Below are 14,633 nucleotides of genomic sequence, written 5' to 3'. Positions count from 1 at the left end.
GCGATCCTTTTTGCATAACCCCTAAAGCAAAAAGGCATAAATCCCCTCCAGAGACGGCGCCTTCGGCCACACTCTTCTAGACTTAACGGGTAGTCGTAGAAAGAACCAAACACGTCGCTTTCGTGCAGATGATTCAAAGGCGGCGTGGCAAGCTGCCCTATATGCCCTGAAGAGGTGCGGCAAAGACCGTACCGGGCCCAACAAGATGCCCGCTCAGGGTGCCTGGCCAACGGCCTGAAAATGCCACGATACCGTGACGTGGCGTGAACGCCGCAGCCGACACTTTCGGACAACCGACAACCACCTGGTTTGCCCGTGATCGTGAGGAATGCTGTATGCCTGATGAGATGTTGCACCTGTCTATGGTCAACAACCTGCTGGAGCGCCACAAGGGTTCGCCCGGCGCGCTGTTGCCGATCCTTCATGATATTCAGGAGGGCATCGGTTACATCCCCGATGCCGCCGTCCCCGAGATTGCCCATGCGCTGAACCTGAGTCAGGCCGAGGTTCGCGGGGTGATCAGCTTCTACCATGACTTCCGTACCGCCCCTCCGGCGCGGCATATCCTGCGCTTGTGCCGGGCCGAGTCCTGCCAGAGCCGCGGTGCCGAGCAGCTCGCGGCGCAATTGCGTGAACGCCTGCAACTGGACGACCACGGCAGCAGTGCCGACGGCAGCATCAGCCTGCGCCCGGTGTATTGCCTCGGTGCCTGCGCCTGCTCGCCGGCCCTTGAGCTGGATGGTCAGGTGCATGCGCGCCTCAGCGCCGAGCGCCTCGATGCCCTGCTCGACGCTTGTCTGGAGGACGCATGATGCCGAGTCTTTATCTGCCCTGTGATTCGCTTGCCCGTGCCGTGGGCGCCGATGAGGTGGCCGTGGCCCTGGCCACTCAGGCCCGCGAACGCAATCTGCCGCTGGACCTGCAACGCACCAGTTCTCGTGGTCTGTACTGGCTGGAACCACTGCTGGAAATGGACACGCCGCAAGGCCGTATCGGCTTCGGCCCGCTGACCGCCGCCGATGTGCCATCGCTGCTCGATGCGCTGCAAGGCGAGCCGTCCGCCCATCCACTGGCTTTGGGCCTGGTGGAAGAATTGCCTTACCTGAAGTCGCAACAACGCCTGCTGTTCGCCCGCGCCGGTATTACCCGGCCACTGTCGCTGGACGATTACCGCGCCCATGGCGGTTTCGAGGGTTTGACCCAGGCCATCGCCCTGGGCGGTGAGCAAACCGCGACCGCCGTGTTCGATTCGGGCCTGCGTGGCCGTGGCGGCGCGGCCTTCCCCGCCGGGATCAAATGGCGCACGGTGCGCGGCACTCAGGCGGCGCAGAAATACATTGTGTGCAACGCCGACGAAGGCGACTCCGGCACTTTCGCCGACCGCATGTTGATGGAAGGTGACCCCTTCCTGTTGATCGAAGGCATGGCCATTGCCGGCATCACCGTCGGCGCCAGCTACGGCTACATCTATGTGCGCTCGGAATATCCACAAGCCGTGGCCACATTGCGCGAGGCGCTGGACATCGCCCGGGCGGCCGGTTACCTCGGCGCCAATGTCGGCGGCAGCGGTCTAGCCTTTGATATGGAAGTGCGGGTCGGTGCCGGCGCTTACATCTGCGGTGAAGAAACCGCGCTGCTCGACTCGCTCGAAGGCAAGCGCGGGATCGTCCGCGCCAAGCCGCCGATCCCGGCGTTGCAGGGCCTGTTCGGCCTGCCGACCCTGGTGCACAACGTGCTGACGCTGGCCTCGGTGCCGATGATTATGGCCAAGGGCGCTCAGTTCTATCGCGATTACGGCATGGGCCGTTCGCTGGGCACCATGCCCTTCCAACTGGCGGGCAATGTTCGTCACGGCGGTTTGGTAGAGCGGGCCTTTGGCCTGACCCTGCGCGAACTGGTGGAAGAGTACGGCGGCGGTACCGCCAGTGGACGACCGCTGAAAGCCGCACAGGTTGGCGGCCCTCTCGGCGCCTGGGTGCCACCGGGGCAATTCGACACGCCGCTGGATTACGAAGCGTTCGCCGCCATCGGCGCCATGCTCGGTCACGGCGGTGTGGTGGTAGCTGACGACAGCCTCGACATGGCCCACATGGCGCGTTTCGCCATGCAGTTCTGCGCCGAGGAATCCTGTGGCAAATGCACCCCCTGCCGCATCGGCTCGACCCGCGGCGTGGAGGTGATCGACCGCCTGCTGGCCGCGCCTGACCAGAGCAGTCGCGATGAACAGGTGATCATCCTCAAGGACCTGTGCGACACCCTGCAGTACGGTTCGCTGTGCGCGCTGGGCGGCATGACTTCCTATCCAGTGGTCAGTGCCCTCAAGTACTTCCCCGCTGACTTCGGTCTGCAAGCCTCGGAGGCCGACCAATGATCACTCTCTTCGACCCGAACACCGATATCGATCTGGGCACCCCGGCTCGCCACAGCGAAGTGCAGATCACCCTGAACATCGACGGCCAAAGCATCAGCGTGCCCGAAGGCACGTCGGTGATGCGCGCCGCCGCAATGCTCGGCACCACCATTCCCAAACTGTGTGCCACTGACAGTCTGGAAGCCTTCGGTTCCTGCCGCATGTGCCTGGTCGAGATCGACGGCATGCGCGGTTACCCGGCGTCCTGCACCACGCCGGTCAGCGAAGGCATGAGCGTGCACACCCAGACGCCAAAGCTCGCGACCCTGCGCCGCAACGTCATGGAGCTGTACATCTCCGATCACCCGCTGGACTGCCTGACCTGTTCGGCCAACGGCAACTGCGAGCTGCAAACCGTCGCCGGCCAGGTCGGCCTGCGGGAAGTGCGTTACGGCTACGAAGGCGAGAACCATCTGGACGACCAGAAGGACACCTCCAACCCCTATTTCGACTACGACCCGAGCAAGTGCATCGTCTGCAACCGCTGCGTGCGCGCCTGTGAAGAAACCCAGGGCACCTTTGCCCTGACCATTACCGGGCGTGGTTTCGAATCCCGGGTCGCGGCCGCCGGTGGCGAGAACTTCCTCGACTCGGAATGCGTGTCCTGCGGCGCTTGTGTACAAGCCTGCCCGACCGCGACGCTGATGGAAAAAAGCGTGGTAGAGCTGGGTCAGCCCGAACACAGCGTGATCACCACCTGCGCCTATTGCGGCGTGGGCTGCTCGTTCCGCGCCGAGATGAAAGGCGACCAGGTCGTGCGCATGGTCCCTGACAAGAATGGCCAGGCCAACCACGGCCACTCCTGCGTCAAAGGGCGCTTTGCCTGGGGCTACGCGACCCACCCGGATCGCATCACCAAGCCGATGATCCGCAAGCACATCAACGACCCTTGGCAGGAAGTCAGCTGGGACGAAGCGGTGACCTACGCCGCCAGCGAATTCCGCCGCTTGCAGCAAAAATACGGCCGCGACTCCATTGGTGGCATCACCTCCAGCCGCTGCACCAACGAAGAAACCTACCTGGTGCAAAAACTGGTGCGCGCCGCGTTCGGCAACAACAACGTCGACACCTGTGCGCGGGTCTGCCACTCGCCGACCGGCTATGGCCTGAAACAAACCCTGGGCGAATCCGCCGGCACCCAGAGCTTCGACTCGGTGATGCAAGCCGACGTGATTCTGGTGATGGGCGCCAACCCGAGCGACGCCCACCCGGTGTTCGCCTCCCAGCTCAAGCGCCGCCTGCGTGAAGGTGCGCGGCTGATCGTCATCGACCCACGCCGCATTGATCTGGTGGACACGGTGCATGCCCGCGCCGAACTGCACCTGGCCCTGCGTCCGGGCACCAACGTCGCCATGCTCAACGCCCTGGCCCACGTCATCGTCACCGAAGGCCTGCTCAACCAGGCCTTTATCGACGCCCGTTGCGAAGGCAGCGATTTCGCCCAGTGGAAGGCGTTCGTCAGCCGTGCGGAAAACTCGCCGGAAGTCCTTGGCGAGATCTGCGGCGTCGCCGCTGCCGACATCCGCGCCGCCGCCCGGCTGTATGCCACCGGTGGCAATGCGGCGATCTACTACGGCTTGGGTGTTACCGAACACAGCCAGGGCAGCACCGCGGTCATGGGCATCGCCAACCTGGCCATGGTCACTGGCAACATCGGCCGCGAAGGCGTGGGCGTGAACCCGCTGCGTGGGCAGAACAACGTTCAGGGCTCCTGCGACATGGGCTCCTTCCCGCACGAGTTGCCCGGCTATCGGCACATCTCCAACGAGGTGGTACGAGCGCAATTCGAACAAGCCTGGAACGTTACGCTGCAACCCGATCCGGGCCTGCGTATTCCCAACATGTTCGAAGCCGCCCTGGGCGGCAGCTTCAAGGGTTTGTATTGCCAGGGTGAAGACATCGCCCAGAGCGACCCGAATACCCAGCACGTCACCGCGGCCCTGTCGGCCATGGAATGCATCGTGGTGCAGGACATTTTCCTCAACGAAACCGCCAAGTTCGCCCACGTGTTCCTGCCGGGCAGCTCGTTCCTCGAAAAAGACGGCACCTTCACCAACGCCGAGCGACGCATCTCCCGAGTGCGCAAGGTCATGGAACCGCTGGGCGGCAAGGCCGACTGGGAAGGCACGGTGGCCCTAGCCAACGCCCTCGGTTACCCGATGAACTACCAGCATCCATCGGAAATCATGGATGAAATCGCCAGCCTGACGCCGACCTTCACCAACGTCAGCTACGCCTCGCTGGATCGCCACGGCAGCCTGCAATGGCCGTGCAACGCCGCAGCACCAGACGGCACGCCGACCATGCACATCGAGGAATTCGTGCGCGGCAAAGGACGCTTCATGCTCACCGGCTACGTGCCCACCGAGGAAAAGGTCAACAGCCGCTATCCGCTGCTGCTGACCACCGGGCGGATCCTCAGCCAGTACAACGTCGGCGCCCAGACCCGGCGTACCGAAAACGTCGCCTGGCACGACGAAGACCGCCTGGAAATCCACCCGACCGACGCCGAGAGCCGTGGCATCAACGAAGGTGACTGGGTTGGCATTGGCAGCCGCGCCGGACAAACCGTACTGCGTGCGCGGATCACCGAACGAGTAGCCCCGGGCGTGGTGTACACCACCTTCCACTTCCCGGAATCGGGGGCCAACGTCATCACCACCGACAACTCCGACTGGGCCACCAACTGTCCGGAGTACAAGGTCACCGCCGTGGAAGTCAGCCGCGTCTACCACCCTTCCGAATGGCAAAAACGCTATCAGGAGTTCAGCGACGAACAACAACGCCTGCTCGACGAACGCCGCCAGGCCCGCGCTGCCGGAGCAAAAGCCGAGGTACGCCGATGAGCACCGCCAACCTGATCAAAATGGCCAACCAGATCGCCCAGTACTTTGCCAGCGAGCCGGACCAGAAACAGGCCGTGCTCGACGTGCGTAATCATATGAAAATGTACTGGACGCCCGGCATGCGCAAGGAATTGCTGGCCTGGCAGACAGAGCATCAAGGGGCAGACTTGCACCCGCTGGTGCAGGCGGCAGTCAGTGAGGCGGGCTGGGAGGCTTAGGTTCATCTGATCCATTGAAATTGCCCCTTGGCCTGTGAAGACAGGCCAAGGGGCAAACTCATGCTCTGCTTGATAACCCCCCCCCGTTCTTCCCCCCTCCAAAACCACCGTCCTCTGTTATTTGCAGCATTTCCTGCTGCAGATCAAATAACGCATATCAACACTGACCTGATATTTCCAATTCATCCAAGGGCTGCACATTTCCCGGGGTGAGTATTGGGCGCCCGACTATACTAAGAAGGTTTAGTACATAGTGATGAATGCTGTGGGTGGAGGCATTAGACGTGATGGAAGTTTATATATGGCCACCCTTGGAAGTTGGTGATTAATATTAATTATTCATGATGCCTTGGTGCAGCGGAGAGGACTTTATATGAACACCCTGTTGAATGAACTGCACACTTACCATCATGAGGCGGCTAAAAAAATTACCCAGATCAAAGGATTACTGGGAAAAATGAAACATGAGTCCGCCGATGCCGATGATCGCAAGCTGTTGTTTCAGGAACTGGAAGCCTTGCACGGTGACGCAGAGCGGCATCACCATGAAAATGAAGAGATTATCCGGCGGGCCTTGCTGGAGACCGAGGCACCGATCCATCCACGGGTCAAGGATATCGAGCGCGACCATCTGGCATTTGGGCGCATTGCTGGACAACTCAAGGCGTTGGAAGATTCAACTCAGGAAATGAAAGTGATCGCTGATACCATCGATGACTTTATCAAGAAATACTATGATCATATGGAGTCCGAGGAGAACATCTTCTTCCCGATGGCAGATAAGTGGCTGTCAGAAACCCAGTGGCAGGAAGTAAGGAGTCAGTGGCATTAAGCGGAATGCTCAACATCTTCATTAAAGAGTGGATTATTGCTTAATGCCTGAGCTCACAACGTCAATGAAAATACGGGACAGACTACGATTTTGGATGTGAGACAACGTAGCCTGTCCGCGTTTTTATGTGGCAGGGAGCGCCAGCAATGACTTACAGAGCCTCTCCATACAACAGGGCGATTTCGTATCCATCCATTCCGAGACTGCCCTGGTGAATGGCAACACCGCCGTCAGTACCGGGAATCCTGTGCTGCAAAATCCGGAAATATGCCGCGTTGCGCACACCGTTCAAATGCCCACCATTACTGGCGTAGTAAGGGAAGGTTTCCGGATGCAAGGTCCAACCGGCGGCTCTTGCATAGGCCAGGGCAAGTCGCTGACCAGCATTGCTTGCATAAACGTTGAAGCCCTCATTGCGAAAGACCTCCGCGGCCAGTGTGGTGGGCAGCAACGTATAGTGGGTATACGAAAGGCCATTGACTCCTTTATCGGGTCCGCCACACCAATCTGTGGTGTTGCTCCGGCAGATCTCAGCCGCCATTGACCCATCTAACGACACCTGACTAAGCATCAGGGCGCTCCATCGATTTTTTGCCTTCTCCATGAGGTGACGGTCATTGAGATAGGCGGCACTGCTGGCTTCAAGCAGCACACCCCAGTTGCCAAAGTTGTTTGCTCGCGATGCGACCGACAGGGGCAGCACTCGTTCGCGCAGGAAACTCTTGAACGCAGCGTCATGCCACTGACTGTCAGCACGCAGCATCACCGCGGCCAACACATACTTGGGAAACGTGAAGTTGAAATCGGCGGTACCTTGCCCACGGTCGATGTGTTGCACACCTGCCGCCCACGCATCGAGTATGCGCTCACTGGTTTTCGCGTATTGCCGATCGCCGCTCAGCGCAAAACACAGCGCCTCTTGATAGGCGACGTTACCGTCGTCTCCCAGTGACTTGGCGATGCGTTGCTCGCCTGCCCGGTCGACATAATGCGCTGGCGGGGTGAAATCAGCGACTGGATGCGGGGTGTAGTCGAGGTTCCGATCGCACGTCGCACGCAGTGCGGACCACCGCCCTGGTGACGTGCGTAGCGAGTCGACCAGTTCCGCACTTGGCCAGGCTGCCTGCTGGCTGGGCGCTGCGGTTTTGGAAGACACGTCATGTTGAGCTTCCTGGGCAACGCAGCCCGTACAGACCTGAATCCAGAGGACAGCGGCAGCCAGGTTTCGAACTCTGGTGGATAGCCGGTTTGGCACGATTTTACGAAGAATCATACAGTGGGCGTCCGTTCGCGTTTATCAACGCATGGAAGGTTTCCAGATGTGCCTCGGCCCCAATTCATTTGATAGCGGTCGTTCACCAACCGGGGGCCGCCGTGCGCCCAGGCCTTATTCGGGAAATTGACTTGAATTGCATCAGGGCTTTCACGATTGATCCTCAGGCCAGATGATTCGGCGCCTTGATTGGCACTTGCTGTTGGATTGCCCAAAGCTCGCTTGGTTCTGTACGAAAAAACCTTTCAGGAACAGCACGTCTGTCCCCGCATAAATCCTCTCTAACCCACCTGCACCGGCAACACCACCCGTGCCTCCAACCCTCCCCCCGTGCGGTTCCTCACGGTCAGCGTGCCGCCGTGTTCCAGAACAATCGCCCGCGCCGACGACAACCCCAGCCCCACGCCCCCCGTGCTTTTATTCCGCGACCCTTCCAGCCGAAAGAACGGCGCAAACACCTGTTCATAACTGTCAGCCGGGATACCCGGCCCACGGTCGAGTACGCGAACGATCACCTGTTCGTCCTCCTGGCACAGTTCAACCGCCGGATCACTGGCGTACTTGATTGCATTGTCCAGCAAATTGGTGATCACCCGTTTCAGCCCCAGCGGGCGGCCGAAGTAGACCAATCGGGGTGGGCCGCTGAAGGTGATGTCGATGGACTGGTCGCGGTAGTCGTCGATCAGGGTTTGCAGCAGTTCGGCCAGGTCGAACTGGGTTGCCTGTTCCAGGCGGGCGTCATCGCGGAAGAATTCCAGGGCGGAATTGATCATGGCCTGCATTTCGTCGACGTCGCGAAACAGCCGTTGTTGCTGCTCCGGGTCTTCGATGAATTCGCCACGCAGGCGCATGCGGGTCAGCGGGGTGCGCAGGTCGTGGGAGATAGCGGCGAGCATCTGCGTGCGGTCTTTGATGAAGTGCTGCAACTGGGCCTGCATGGCATTGAACGCGAGGATCGCCTGACGGATTTCATGCGGGCCGACCGGGTCGATGGGCGGTGCACGAAAGTCGACACCAAAACGTCGGGCGCCTTGGGCAAAGTGCTGCAAGGGTTTGGCCAGTCGGCGGGTGGCTATCAGCGCGACGATGCCAGTCGACAGCAACACCAGCAGAATCACGATCAGGGTTCGTGGCCCTTCCGCCAACCCCCAACTGCGTGACGGCACGCTGAACATCAGCCAGGACTGATCCGCCAGTTGCACCAGCAAAGCGTAGTGACCGTTCTTCTGTGGCCAGTCGCCGGGTTGATAGGCTTCGACTCGGCGGGTCGGCGTGTTGAACAGTCGCTGGGCCTCCGGTGAGGCCGTGCGGTAAGCCGCTTCGGGAGTGTCCGGCAAGTCGAGGCCTTGACGGGTGGCATGCCAGCTGACGCTGAAGGAGTTTTCGCTGGCGGCCTCGGCCAGGCGCTCGCGCTGCGACGCTTGTGAGGCTTCCATCATCCGGGTAATGGACGCGGTTTTTTCCAGGAGTCCGGTTTCGGCCAGCGGCGGATAAGCCCAGACGCCGGCCAACTGGATAAACAGCGCGTTGAACGCCAGCGACGTAAGCATTGCGATGAGGGTGGTCAGGGCGATCCAGCGGGCCACGGTGTCACGCGGGCGCAGACGCAAAGCGGCCATGAGTTTTTTCACTGGCGGGTCACGCTCGGGGTGAACAGATACCCGCCATTGCGCACGGTACGAATCATCTCCGGGCGCTTGGTGTCGTACTCCAGCTTGCGCCGCAAGCGGCTGACCTGAACGTCGATGCTGCGATCAAATGCCTCATGGGTGCGGCCTCGCGCCAGGTCCAGTAACTGTTCCCGGGTGAGAATGCGCTGTGGATGCTCGACAAACACCAGCAGCAAGTCGAACTCCCCGGCCGACAGCGGAATCATCACCTGATCCGGTGAACGCAGTTCCCGACGAGTGAGGTCCAGTTGCCAGTCGGCGAACTTGATCAGCGGGCGCGGCGCTTCCCCGGTCAGCGGGCGGCTTTCGCCTGCACGACGCAGCACGGCGCGCACGCGGGCCAGCAGCTCCCGGGCGTCGAACGGTTTGCTCAGGTAATCATCGGCGCCCATCTCCAGCCCGACCACCCGATCACTCAACTCACCCATGGCGGTCAGCATGATCACCGGCGTCGGGTATTGCTGGCGCAAGCGTTGGCACAGCGTCAGCCCGTTCTCGCCCGGCAGCATCAGGTCGAGAATGATCAGGTCCGGCGCCTGGCGCTCAATCGCCGCCCACATCGAGGCGCCATCGGTGGCCACCTCCACCGCATAGCCTTGTTGCACAAAAAATTTCTTCAGCAGCGCGAGGACCTCAAGGTCGTCGTCCACGATCAAAAGACTGCTCACCAGCGGCATCACTTAAGGTCTGAAAGAACCCACATCTAAAACCATTCGGCGCGCTCCGTCATATATTTCAATCGGGTAACAAAGCGACAGCCAGGTAAAAAAGCAGACATCTTTGCGCAAGGCCCGAATGTCAGCATCTGTCACCTTTTCCCGAAGACTGTTTGCGCACGCGTACACCGCTGCCAGGAAGCCCAGACCGATGATCTCTGAAAACCAGCCGCTGATCCTGCAACAACGCGTGGTGAAACACGCCAACGCCAACCTGCACTGCCGCGAAGTCAGCCTCCAACTGTCGAGTGACCAGCGCGAGTTGATCCTCACCCGCTACACCGAACACTACAGCCCCGACGGCCTGCAATGGGTCGAACGCAGCCACCGCGTGCCGGTGACCGAGTTGCTGCGCTGGGTGATTGAGAATGGTGAGGCGCAAACGTTGGTGCAGGGTGGGGACGCTTTGGAAGTCTTGCCGATTGATCGTTCCCACGTTCACCCGCGTGGGAGCGATCAATTACACGTTGATCTTCGACCTGTCCAATGATCTGGAAGACAGGCACCGCAACCTATAGCCTATAGCCTATAGCTATCGCCATTTGAAAAGGACTCTTCACATGCACACTGACTGGAAGCAAATCCGCGAGATGATGAACACTGTCATCGACAGCTGCGAGCAGATCGAGAACGCCGGTTATCGAGAGGAGCACCGCACGGCCACGGTGGAGGTCAACGGCCATCCGTACTCCGTTCATGAGTTTCTGATCAGTGCCTGGACACTGCCGGAGAACATTCGCTACCGGATCATTCAGGAACGCCACGACAAAGGCGTCAGCCTGCCCTATGTGCCTGAGTCGGCGCGGATGTTGCTGGCCATGGCCCAAGCGTGCAGCGAACTGATCGGGGCTCGGGATGCGGCGCCAGCGCAACAGGCGATCAATGGAATGAACCACTGGTTTACCAACTATGCGGTACCGAATATCAAGAAGGCGATTGAGCAGGCCGAATCCGATTGAGGCGGTATCCTGAACGCACATTGATCGGGCTGGACGCTCACTAAGGAGAGGTATGTTTTCAAGGAACAGAATGGTCCCCGAACTGATGGTCGGCGATATCAGGAACAGTCTGGATTTCTGGACCGGATTGGTTGGCTTCAGGGTCGCCTACGACCGTCCCGAAGAGGGATTTGCCTACCTCGATTTCGACGGGGTACAGGTCATGCTGGAGCAGTACGACCCGCTCGAAGGGCAATGGGTGACCGCTCCACTGGAACCGCCATTTGGGCGCGGCATCAACTTTCAGATGACGGTCGACAGTGTCGAGCCGATTCTCCAGCGGTTGGCCGCTGCCGAGTGGCCATTGTTTCGCCCGTTTGCCGAGAAGTGGTATCGATCCGGTACGGTGGAAGTCGGCCAGCATGAGCTGTTGGTGCAGGACCCGGACGGTTATCTGCTACGGTTGGTTGAGTACCTGGGGGAGCGTCCGCTCTCGAATGTCGCAGCCACATAATCGCTTCAATCATGAATGCACGGGCAACGACCCCAGCCGATAGCGGTCCACCATTACCCAGCCTCCACAACACGCCAAAGGCCGCCAACCGCCCATGTTCGAGCACATAGACCTCAATCACCTCCTTGCGACCTACGGCTATTGGGCGGTTTTTATTGGCTGTGTCATGGAAGGCGAAACCATCCTGATATTGGGCGGCATGGCGGCGCATCAGCATTTGCTGAAGCTTTGGCCAGTGATCGCCTGGGCCAGCGCCGGTGGAATGTTGGGGGATCAACTGCTGTTCTGGAGCGGTCGTTATTTCGGCTCACGACTCTTGCCTCGCCTCAAACGCCAGCAAGCGCAGATCAAGCGCGTCAGCGGATTGATCGCACGCTACCCGTCGATGTCGGTTTTTTCGGTGCGCTTTCTGTACGGCATGCGGTTGGTCGGCCCTATGGTGATCGGTGCCAGTGGCCTGTCGCCGTTGCGTTTTTCACTGTGGAACATGCTCGGTGCAATGGTCTGGGCCACACTGTTTGTCAGCGGCGGTTATTGGGCGGGCGAAGCGCTTCAGCAATTGTTTGGTGATCTCAGACCTTACCGGTTGCCGATTGCCTTGGGTGTTGTGCTGGTCGTTGTGGTTGTGGCGGTAATCGTGCACCTGAGAAACAAGCGTAAGTTGCAGCAGTAAATCTGAGCACGTTTTACTCGGATCGAACCTACCTTTTTCAAGGAAACGTCTTGAAGACAACGGAGCATACCGAGCGCCTAATCGAGGCTGGTTACTAAACTCCGAGCGTTTCTACCCATCATGACCACCTCAACCAACGCCAACGAAACAACCTATCTTCTTGCTTCACGAGCCAACTCTGAACGTCTCATAGCCTCAATCTGCAACTTGCGCGCAGTGAAGGACGTAAAAGACGAGTGCCGGCAGGTGGTATTTCAAAAACACTCTGAAATACCGCCTGCCGTAAACAAAGATGGAGTTGGTTAATCCCCTCTCACCACCCTCCCTACCCCCCGCACAATCATCTCCACCTCGCGTTCATCGATGGTCAGCGGCGGCAGCAAGCGGATGGTCTTGCCCCGTGTCACGTTGATCAGCAACCCGTGGTCCCGCGCGGCGATCAGGGTCAGGTCGCGAATGGGCCGGGCCAGTTCGATGCCGATCATCAAGCCTTGGCCACGGATCGCCAGCACCTGCGGGCTGCCATCGAGTTCGGCGTGCAAGCGTGCGAGCAGGCGTTCGCCCTGACGCTTGGCGTTTTCCAGCAAACCTTGTTCTTCGATGATTTCCAGCACGGTGCAGCCCACCCGACACGCCAGCGGGTTTCCGCCAAAGGTGCTGCCGTGGCTGCCCGGAGTGAAGAGTTCGGCGGCTTTGCCGCGAGCCAGGCAAGCGCCGATCGGGACACCGTTGCCCAGGCCTTTGGCGAGGGTCATGACGTCCGGAACGATGCCTTCGTGTTGAAAGGCGAACCATTGCCCGGTACGGCCGATACCGGTCTGGATCTCGTCAAGCATCAACAGCCAGTTGCGCCGATTGCACAATTCGCGCAGGGCTTTCAGGTAGCCGGGCAGCGCGAGTTGCACACCGCTCTCGCCCTGAATCGGCTCCATCAAAACCGCCACGATGCGCTGGCCATGAGTCTGGTGTGCCTTATCCAGTGCGGCGAGATCGCCGAACGGCACTTTGATGAAATCCCCCGGTAGCTCCTGAAAACCCAAACGCACCGCAGGGCCATCGCTGGCAGACAAGGTGCCCAGCGTGCGGCCATGAAAGGCGTTCTCCATGACCACCACCAACGGCTGCTCGACACCTTTGTGCCAACCGTACAGCCGGGCCAGTTTCAGCGCGGTTTCATTGGCCTCGGCGCCGGAGTTGTTGAAGAACACCCGGTCGAGCCCCGACAACTGCGTCAGTTTGTGCGCCAGCCGTTGCTGCCAGTCGATGCTGTACAGGTTGGACGTGTGCAGCAACAGGCCGGCCTGTTCGCTGATGGCGCTGACCACCTTCGGGTGCGAGTGGCCGACATTGGTCACGGCCACGCCCGCCACCGCATCCAGGTATTCACGACCAGCCTGATCCCACAGGCGTGTGCCCAACCCTCTGGTAAAGCTCAAGGCCAGGGGTTGATACGTGGTCATCAGGCAGGCGGCGGTCATGACATCAAGCTCCATCATTGGTCAGTGTTTTTGCAGTATCGTTAGCCACCTGAGCTGGATAAACGCCGAAACACTTCAATCATTTTAAAGCTGGGCTTGATAATGGACTTACTGCTGGCGATGTCGGTTTACGTGAAGGTGGTCGAGGCTGGCAGCATGACCGCCGCCGCCCTGGAGTGCGAAATGTCGACCACCATGGTCGGCAATCACCTGCGAGCGCTGGAGCAACGTCTCGGCGTCAGTTTGCTGCACCGTACGACACGGCGTCAGCGCTTGACCGAATTTGGCTCGACCTATTATCAACGCTGTCTTGAGGTGCTGGGGCTAGTGGCCGACTCCGAACGGCTGGCCGAACAAACCCAGTGCGAACCCAGCGGTACGCTACGCATCACCGCCCCGCTGACCTTCGGTACGGAACGCCTGGCGCCGGCCTTGAGCGAATTCGTGCTGCGCTGCCCGCAGGTCAAGCTGGATGTGGTGTTGACCAATCAACGCCTTGATCTGCTGGACAACGGTTTTGATGTGGCGATTCGCCTGGGTAATACCGAACCGCCCAACCTGATCGCCCGGCCACTGGAGGACTACACACTGACCATGTGTGCATCGCCGGCGTATCTGGCACGCCGTGGCACACCGCAAAAACCGGAGGAGCTGGCCGATCACGACTGCCTGGCCTTTGCCTACCCGGCGGGCGATGAATGGCGCTCGGTGGAAAAACAGTGGCGCCTGAGCGGCCCTGACGGGGAGATCGTCGTGGCGGTGAGCGGCCCGATGCTGATCAATAGTTCATCGGGCCTGCACCAGGCGGCGCGCACTGGGATGGGTGTGGTGATGCTGCCGGATGCACTGGTGGATCAAGACCTTCAGGAAGGGAAACTGGTGGCCCTGATGCAGGACTATCAACTGCCCCGTCGCCCGATGAATCTGATTTACGCGCAGGACCGCTACCGTTTGCCGAAGCTGCGCAGTTTTGTCGAGTTTGCGTTGCAGACGTGGGGTAAACAGAACTGATCGTGCCCACCATTATTACTACGCACGAGGCTTCTATCCCTTGATTTCCGGCGC

The 14,633-nt window shown here is 60.0% G+C and carries 14 protein-coding genes; 10 read left to right on the top strand and 4 right to left on the bottom strand.

The features are described from left to right. Positions 1 to 335: 335 nt before the first annotated feature. The 5 genes from AO353_RS15700 to AO353_RS15680 all read left to right on the top strand — a co-directional run bounded on the left by AO353_RS15700 (position 336) and on the right by AO353_RS15680 (position 6,306). Positions 336 to 812 (top strand): formate dehydrogenase subunit gamma, encoded by a 477-nt coding sequence (locus tag AO353_RS15700; RefSeq protein ID WP_054595777.1) that lies wholly within the window; start codon positions 336 to 338, stop codon positions 810 to 812. Continuing rightward, entirely contained in the window at positions 809 to 2,371 is a 1,563-nt protein-coding gene (locus AO353_RS15695) for a formate dehydrogenase beta subunit (protein WP_081013741.1), read from the top strand. Before AO353_RS15700 ends, AO353_RS15695 begins: the two co-directional genes overlap by 4 nt. Further along, positions 2,368 to 5,256, top strand: a complete 2,889-nt coding sequence (fdhF, locus tag AO353_RS15690) for a formate dehydrogenase subunit alpha (RefSeq protein WP_054595776.1) — start codon at positions 2,368 to 2,370, stop codon at positions 5,254 to 5,256. Before AO353_RS15695 ends, fdhF begins: the two co-directional genes overlap by 4 nt. Beyond that, positions 5,253 to 5,474: a formate dehydrogenase subunit delta gene (locus tag AO353_RS15685; RefSeq protein WP_054595775.1), complete on the top strand. Its 222-nt coding sequence runs from the start codon at positions 5,253 to 5,255 to the stop codon at positions 5,472 to 5,474. The genes fdhF and AO353_RS15685 overlap by 4 nt, the downstream gene beginning before the upstream one ends. A 373-nt stretch (positions 5,475 to 5,847) precedes the next feature. Next, on the top strand, positions 5,848 to 6,306 hold the full coding sequence (locus AO353_RS15680; RefSeq protein WP_054595774.1) for a hemerythrin domain-containing protein: 459 nt from the start codon (positions 5,848 to 5,850) through the stop codon (positions 6,304 to 6,306). 151 nt (positions 6,307 to 6,457) lie between these two features. On the opposite strand, the gene AO353_RS15675 is transcribed toward AO353_RS15680, so the two are convergent. From AO353_RS15675 to AO353_RS15665, 3 genes are all read right to left on the bottom strand, one after another. Continuing rightward, positions 6,458 to 7,579 carry an alginate lyase family protein gene (locus AO353_RS15675; protein WP_081013740.1) on the bottom strand — a complete coding sequence of 374 codons (1,122 nt, stop codon included), beginning with the start codon at positions 7,577 to 7,579 and terminating at the stop codon, positions 6,458 to 6,460. A gap of 281 nt (positions 7,580 to 7,860) precedes the next feature. Beyond that, positions 7,861 to 9,198 carry a sensor histidine kinase gene (locus AO353_RS15670; RefSeq protein ID WP_054595772.1) on the bottom strand — a complete coding sequence of 446 codons (1,338 nt, stop codon included), beginning with the start codon at positions 9,196 to 9,198 and terminating at the stop codon, positions 7,861 to 7,863. An 8-nt stretch (positions 9,199 to 9,206) separates the two neighbouring features. Next, the gene (locus tag AO353_RS15665) at positions 9,207 to 9,917 is read right to left on the bottom strand and encodes a response regulator (protein ID WP_033865698.1); all 711 of its coding nucleotides are present in this window, start codon (positions 9,915 to 9,917) and stop codon (positions 9,207 to 9,209) included. Positions 9,918 to 10,116: 199 nt separating this feature from the next. Here AO353_RS15665 and AO353_RS15660 point away from each other — a divergent pair, with 199 nt between their 5' ends. From AO353_RS15660 to AO353_RS15645, 4 genes are all read left to right on the top strand, one after another. Then, positions 10,117 to 10,455, top strand: coding sequence for a hypothetical protein (locus tag AO353_RS15660; protein ID WP_371917623.1), 339 nt, complete (start codon positions 10,117 to 10,119; stop codon positions 10,453 to 10,455). 70 nt (positions 10,456 to 10,525) lie between these two features. Then, positions 10,526 to 10,924, top strand: coding sequence for a hypothetical protein (locus AO353_RS15655; RefSeq protein WP_054595771.1), 399 nt, complete (start codon positions 10,526 to 10,528; stop codon positions 10,922 to 10,924). Between the two features lie 52 nt (positions 10,925 to 10,976). Then, a complete protein-coding gene (locus AO353_RS15650) occupies positions 10,977 to 11,417 on the top strand; it encodes a bleomycin resistance protein (RefSeq protein ID WP_054595770.1) in 441 nt (146 codons plus the stop codon). A 94-nt stretch (positions 11,418 to 11,511) separates the two neighbouring features. Next, the gene (locus tag AO353_RS15645) at positions 11,512 to 12,090 is read left to right on the top strand and encodes a DedA family protein (protein ID WP_054595769.1); all 579 of its coding nucleotides are present in this window, start codon (positions 11,512 to 11,514) and stop codon (positions 12,088 to 12,090) included. 302 nt (positions 12,091 to 12,392) lie between these two features. Here AO353_RS15645 and AO353_RS15640 read toward each other — a convergent pair whose 3' ends face one another. Continuing rightward, a complete protein-coding gene (locus AO353_RS15640; protein ID WP_054595768.1) occupies positions 12,393 to 13,568 on the bottom strand; it encodes an aspartate aminotransferase family protein in 1,176 nt (391 codons plus the stop codon). A gap of 102 nt (positions 13,569 to 13,670) precedes the next feature. On the opposite strand from AO353_RS15640, the gene AO353_RS15635 reads away from it, so the two are divergent. Beyond that, on the top strand, positions 13,671 to 14,579 hold the full coding sequence (locus tag AO353_RS15635; RefSeq protein WP_054595767.1) for a LysR family transcriptional regulator: 909 nt from the start codon (positions 13,671 to 13,673) through the stop codon (positions 14,577 to 14,579). The last annotated feature ends 54 nt before the right edge of the window (positions 14,580 to 14,633 follow it).

It is taken from the genome of Pseudomonas fluorescens, assembly GCF_001307155.1.
Classification (GTDB): Bacteria; Pseudomonadota; Gammaproteobacteria; order Pseudomonadales; family Pseudomonadaceae; genus Aquipseudomonas; species Aquipseudomonas helvetica.
The sequence above is the reverse complement of the archived record's forward strand: the minus strand, read 5'-3'. Positions and strand labels throughout refer to the sequence as shown.

Coding starts and splice junctions, on each gene's coding strand:
- AO353_RS15700 (WP_054595777.1), top strand. CDS start 336: ATGCCTGATGAGATGTTGCACCTGTCTATGGTCAACAACCTGCTGGAG.
- AO353_RS15695 (WP_081013741.1), top strand. CDS start 809: ATGATGCCGAGTCTTTATCTGCCCTGTGATTCGCTTGCCCGTGCCGTG.
- fdhF (WP_054595776.1), top strand. CDS start 2,368: ATGATCACTCTCTTCGACCCGAACACCGATATCGATCTGGGCACCCCG.
- AO353_RS15685 (WP_054595775.1), top strand. CDS start 5,253: ATGAGCACCGCCAACCTGATCAAAATGGCCAACCAGATCGCCCAGTAC.
- AO353_RS15680 (WP_054595774.1), top strand. CDS start 5,848: ATGAACACCCTGTTGAATGAACTGCACACTTACCATCATGAGGCGGCT.
- AO353_RS15675 (WP_081013740.1), bottom strand. CDS start 7,579: ATGATTCTTCGTAAAATCGTGCCAAACCGGCTATCCACCAGAGTTCGA.
- AO353_RS15670 (WP_054595772.1), bottom strand. CDS start 9,198: ATGGCCGCTTTGCGTCTGCGCCCGCGTGACACCGTGGCCCGCTGGATC.
- AO353_RS15660 (WP_371917623.1), top strand. CDS start 10,117: ATGATCTCTGAAAACCAGCCGCTGATCCTGCAACAACGCGTGGTGAAA.
- AO353_RS15655 (WP_054595771.1), top strand. CDS start 10,526: ATGCACACTGACTGGAAGCAAATCCGCGAGATGATGAACACTGTCATC.
- AO353_RS15650 (WP_054595770.1), top strand. CDS start 10,977: ATGTTTTCAAGGAACAGAATGGTCCCCGAACTGATGGTCGGCGATATC.
- AO353_RS15645 (WP_054595769.1), top strand. CDS start 11,512: ATGTTCGAGCACATAGACCTCAATCACCTCCTTGCGACCTACGGCTAT.
- AO353_RS15640 (WP_054595768.1), bottom strand. CDS start 13,568: ATGACCGCCGCCTGCCTGATGACCACGTATCAACCCCTGGCCTTGAGC.
- AO353_RS15635 (WP_054595767.1), top strand. CDS start 13,671: ATGGACTTACTGCTGGCGATGTCGGTTTACGTGAAGGTGGTCGAGGCT.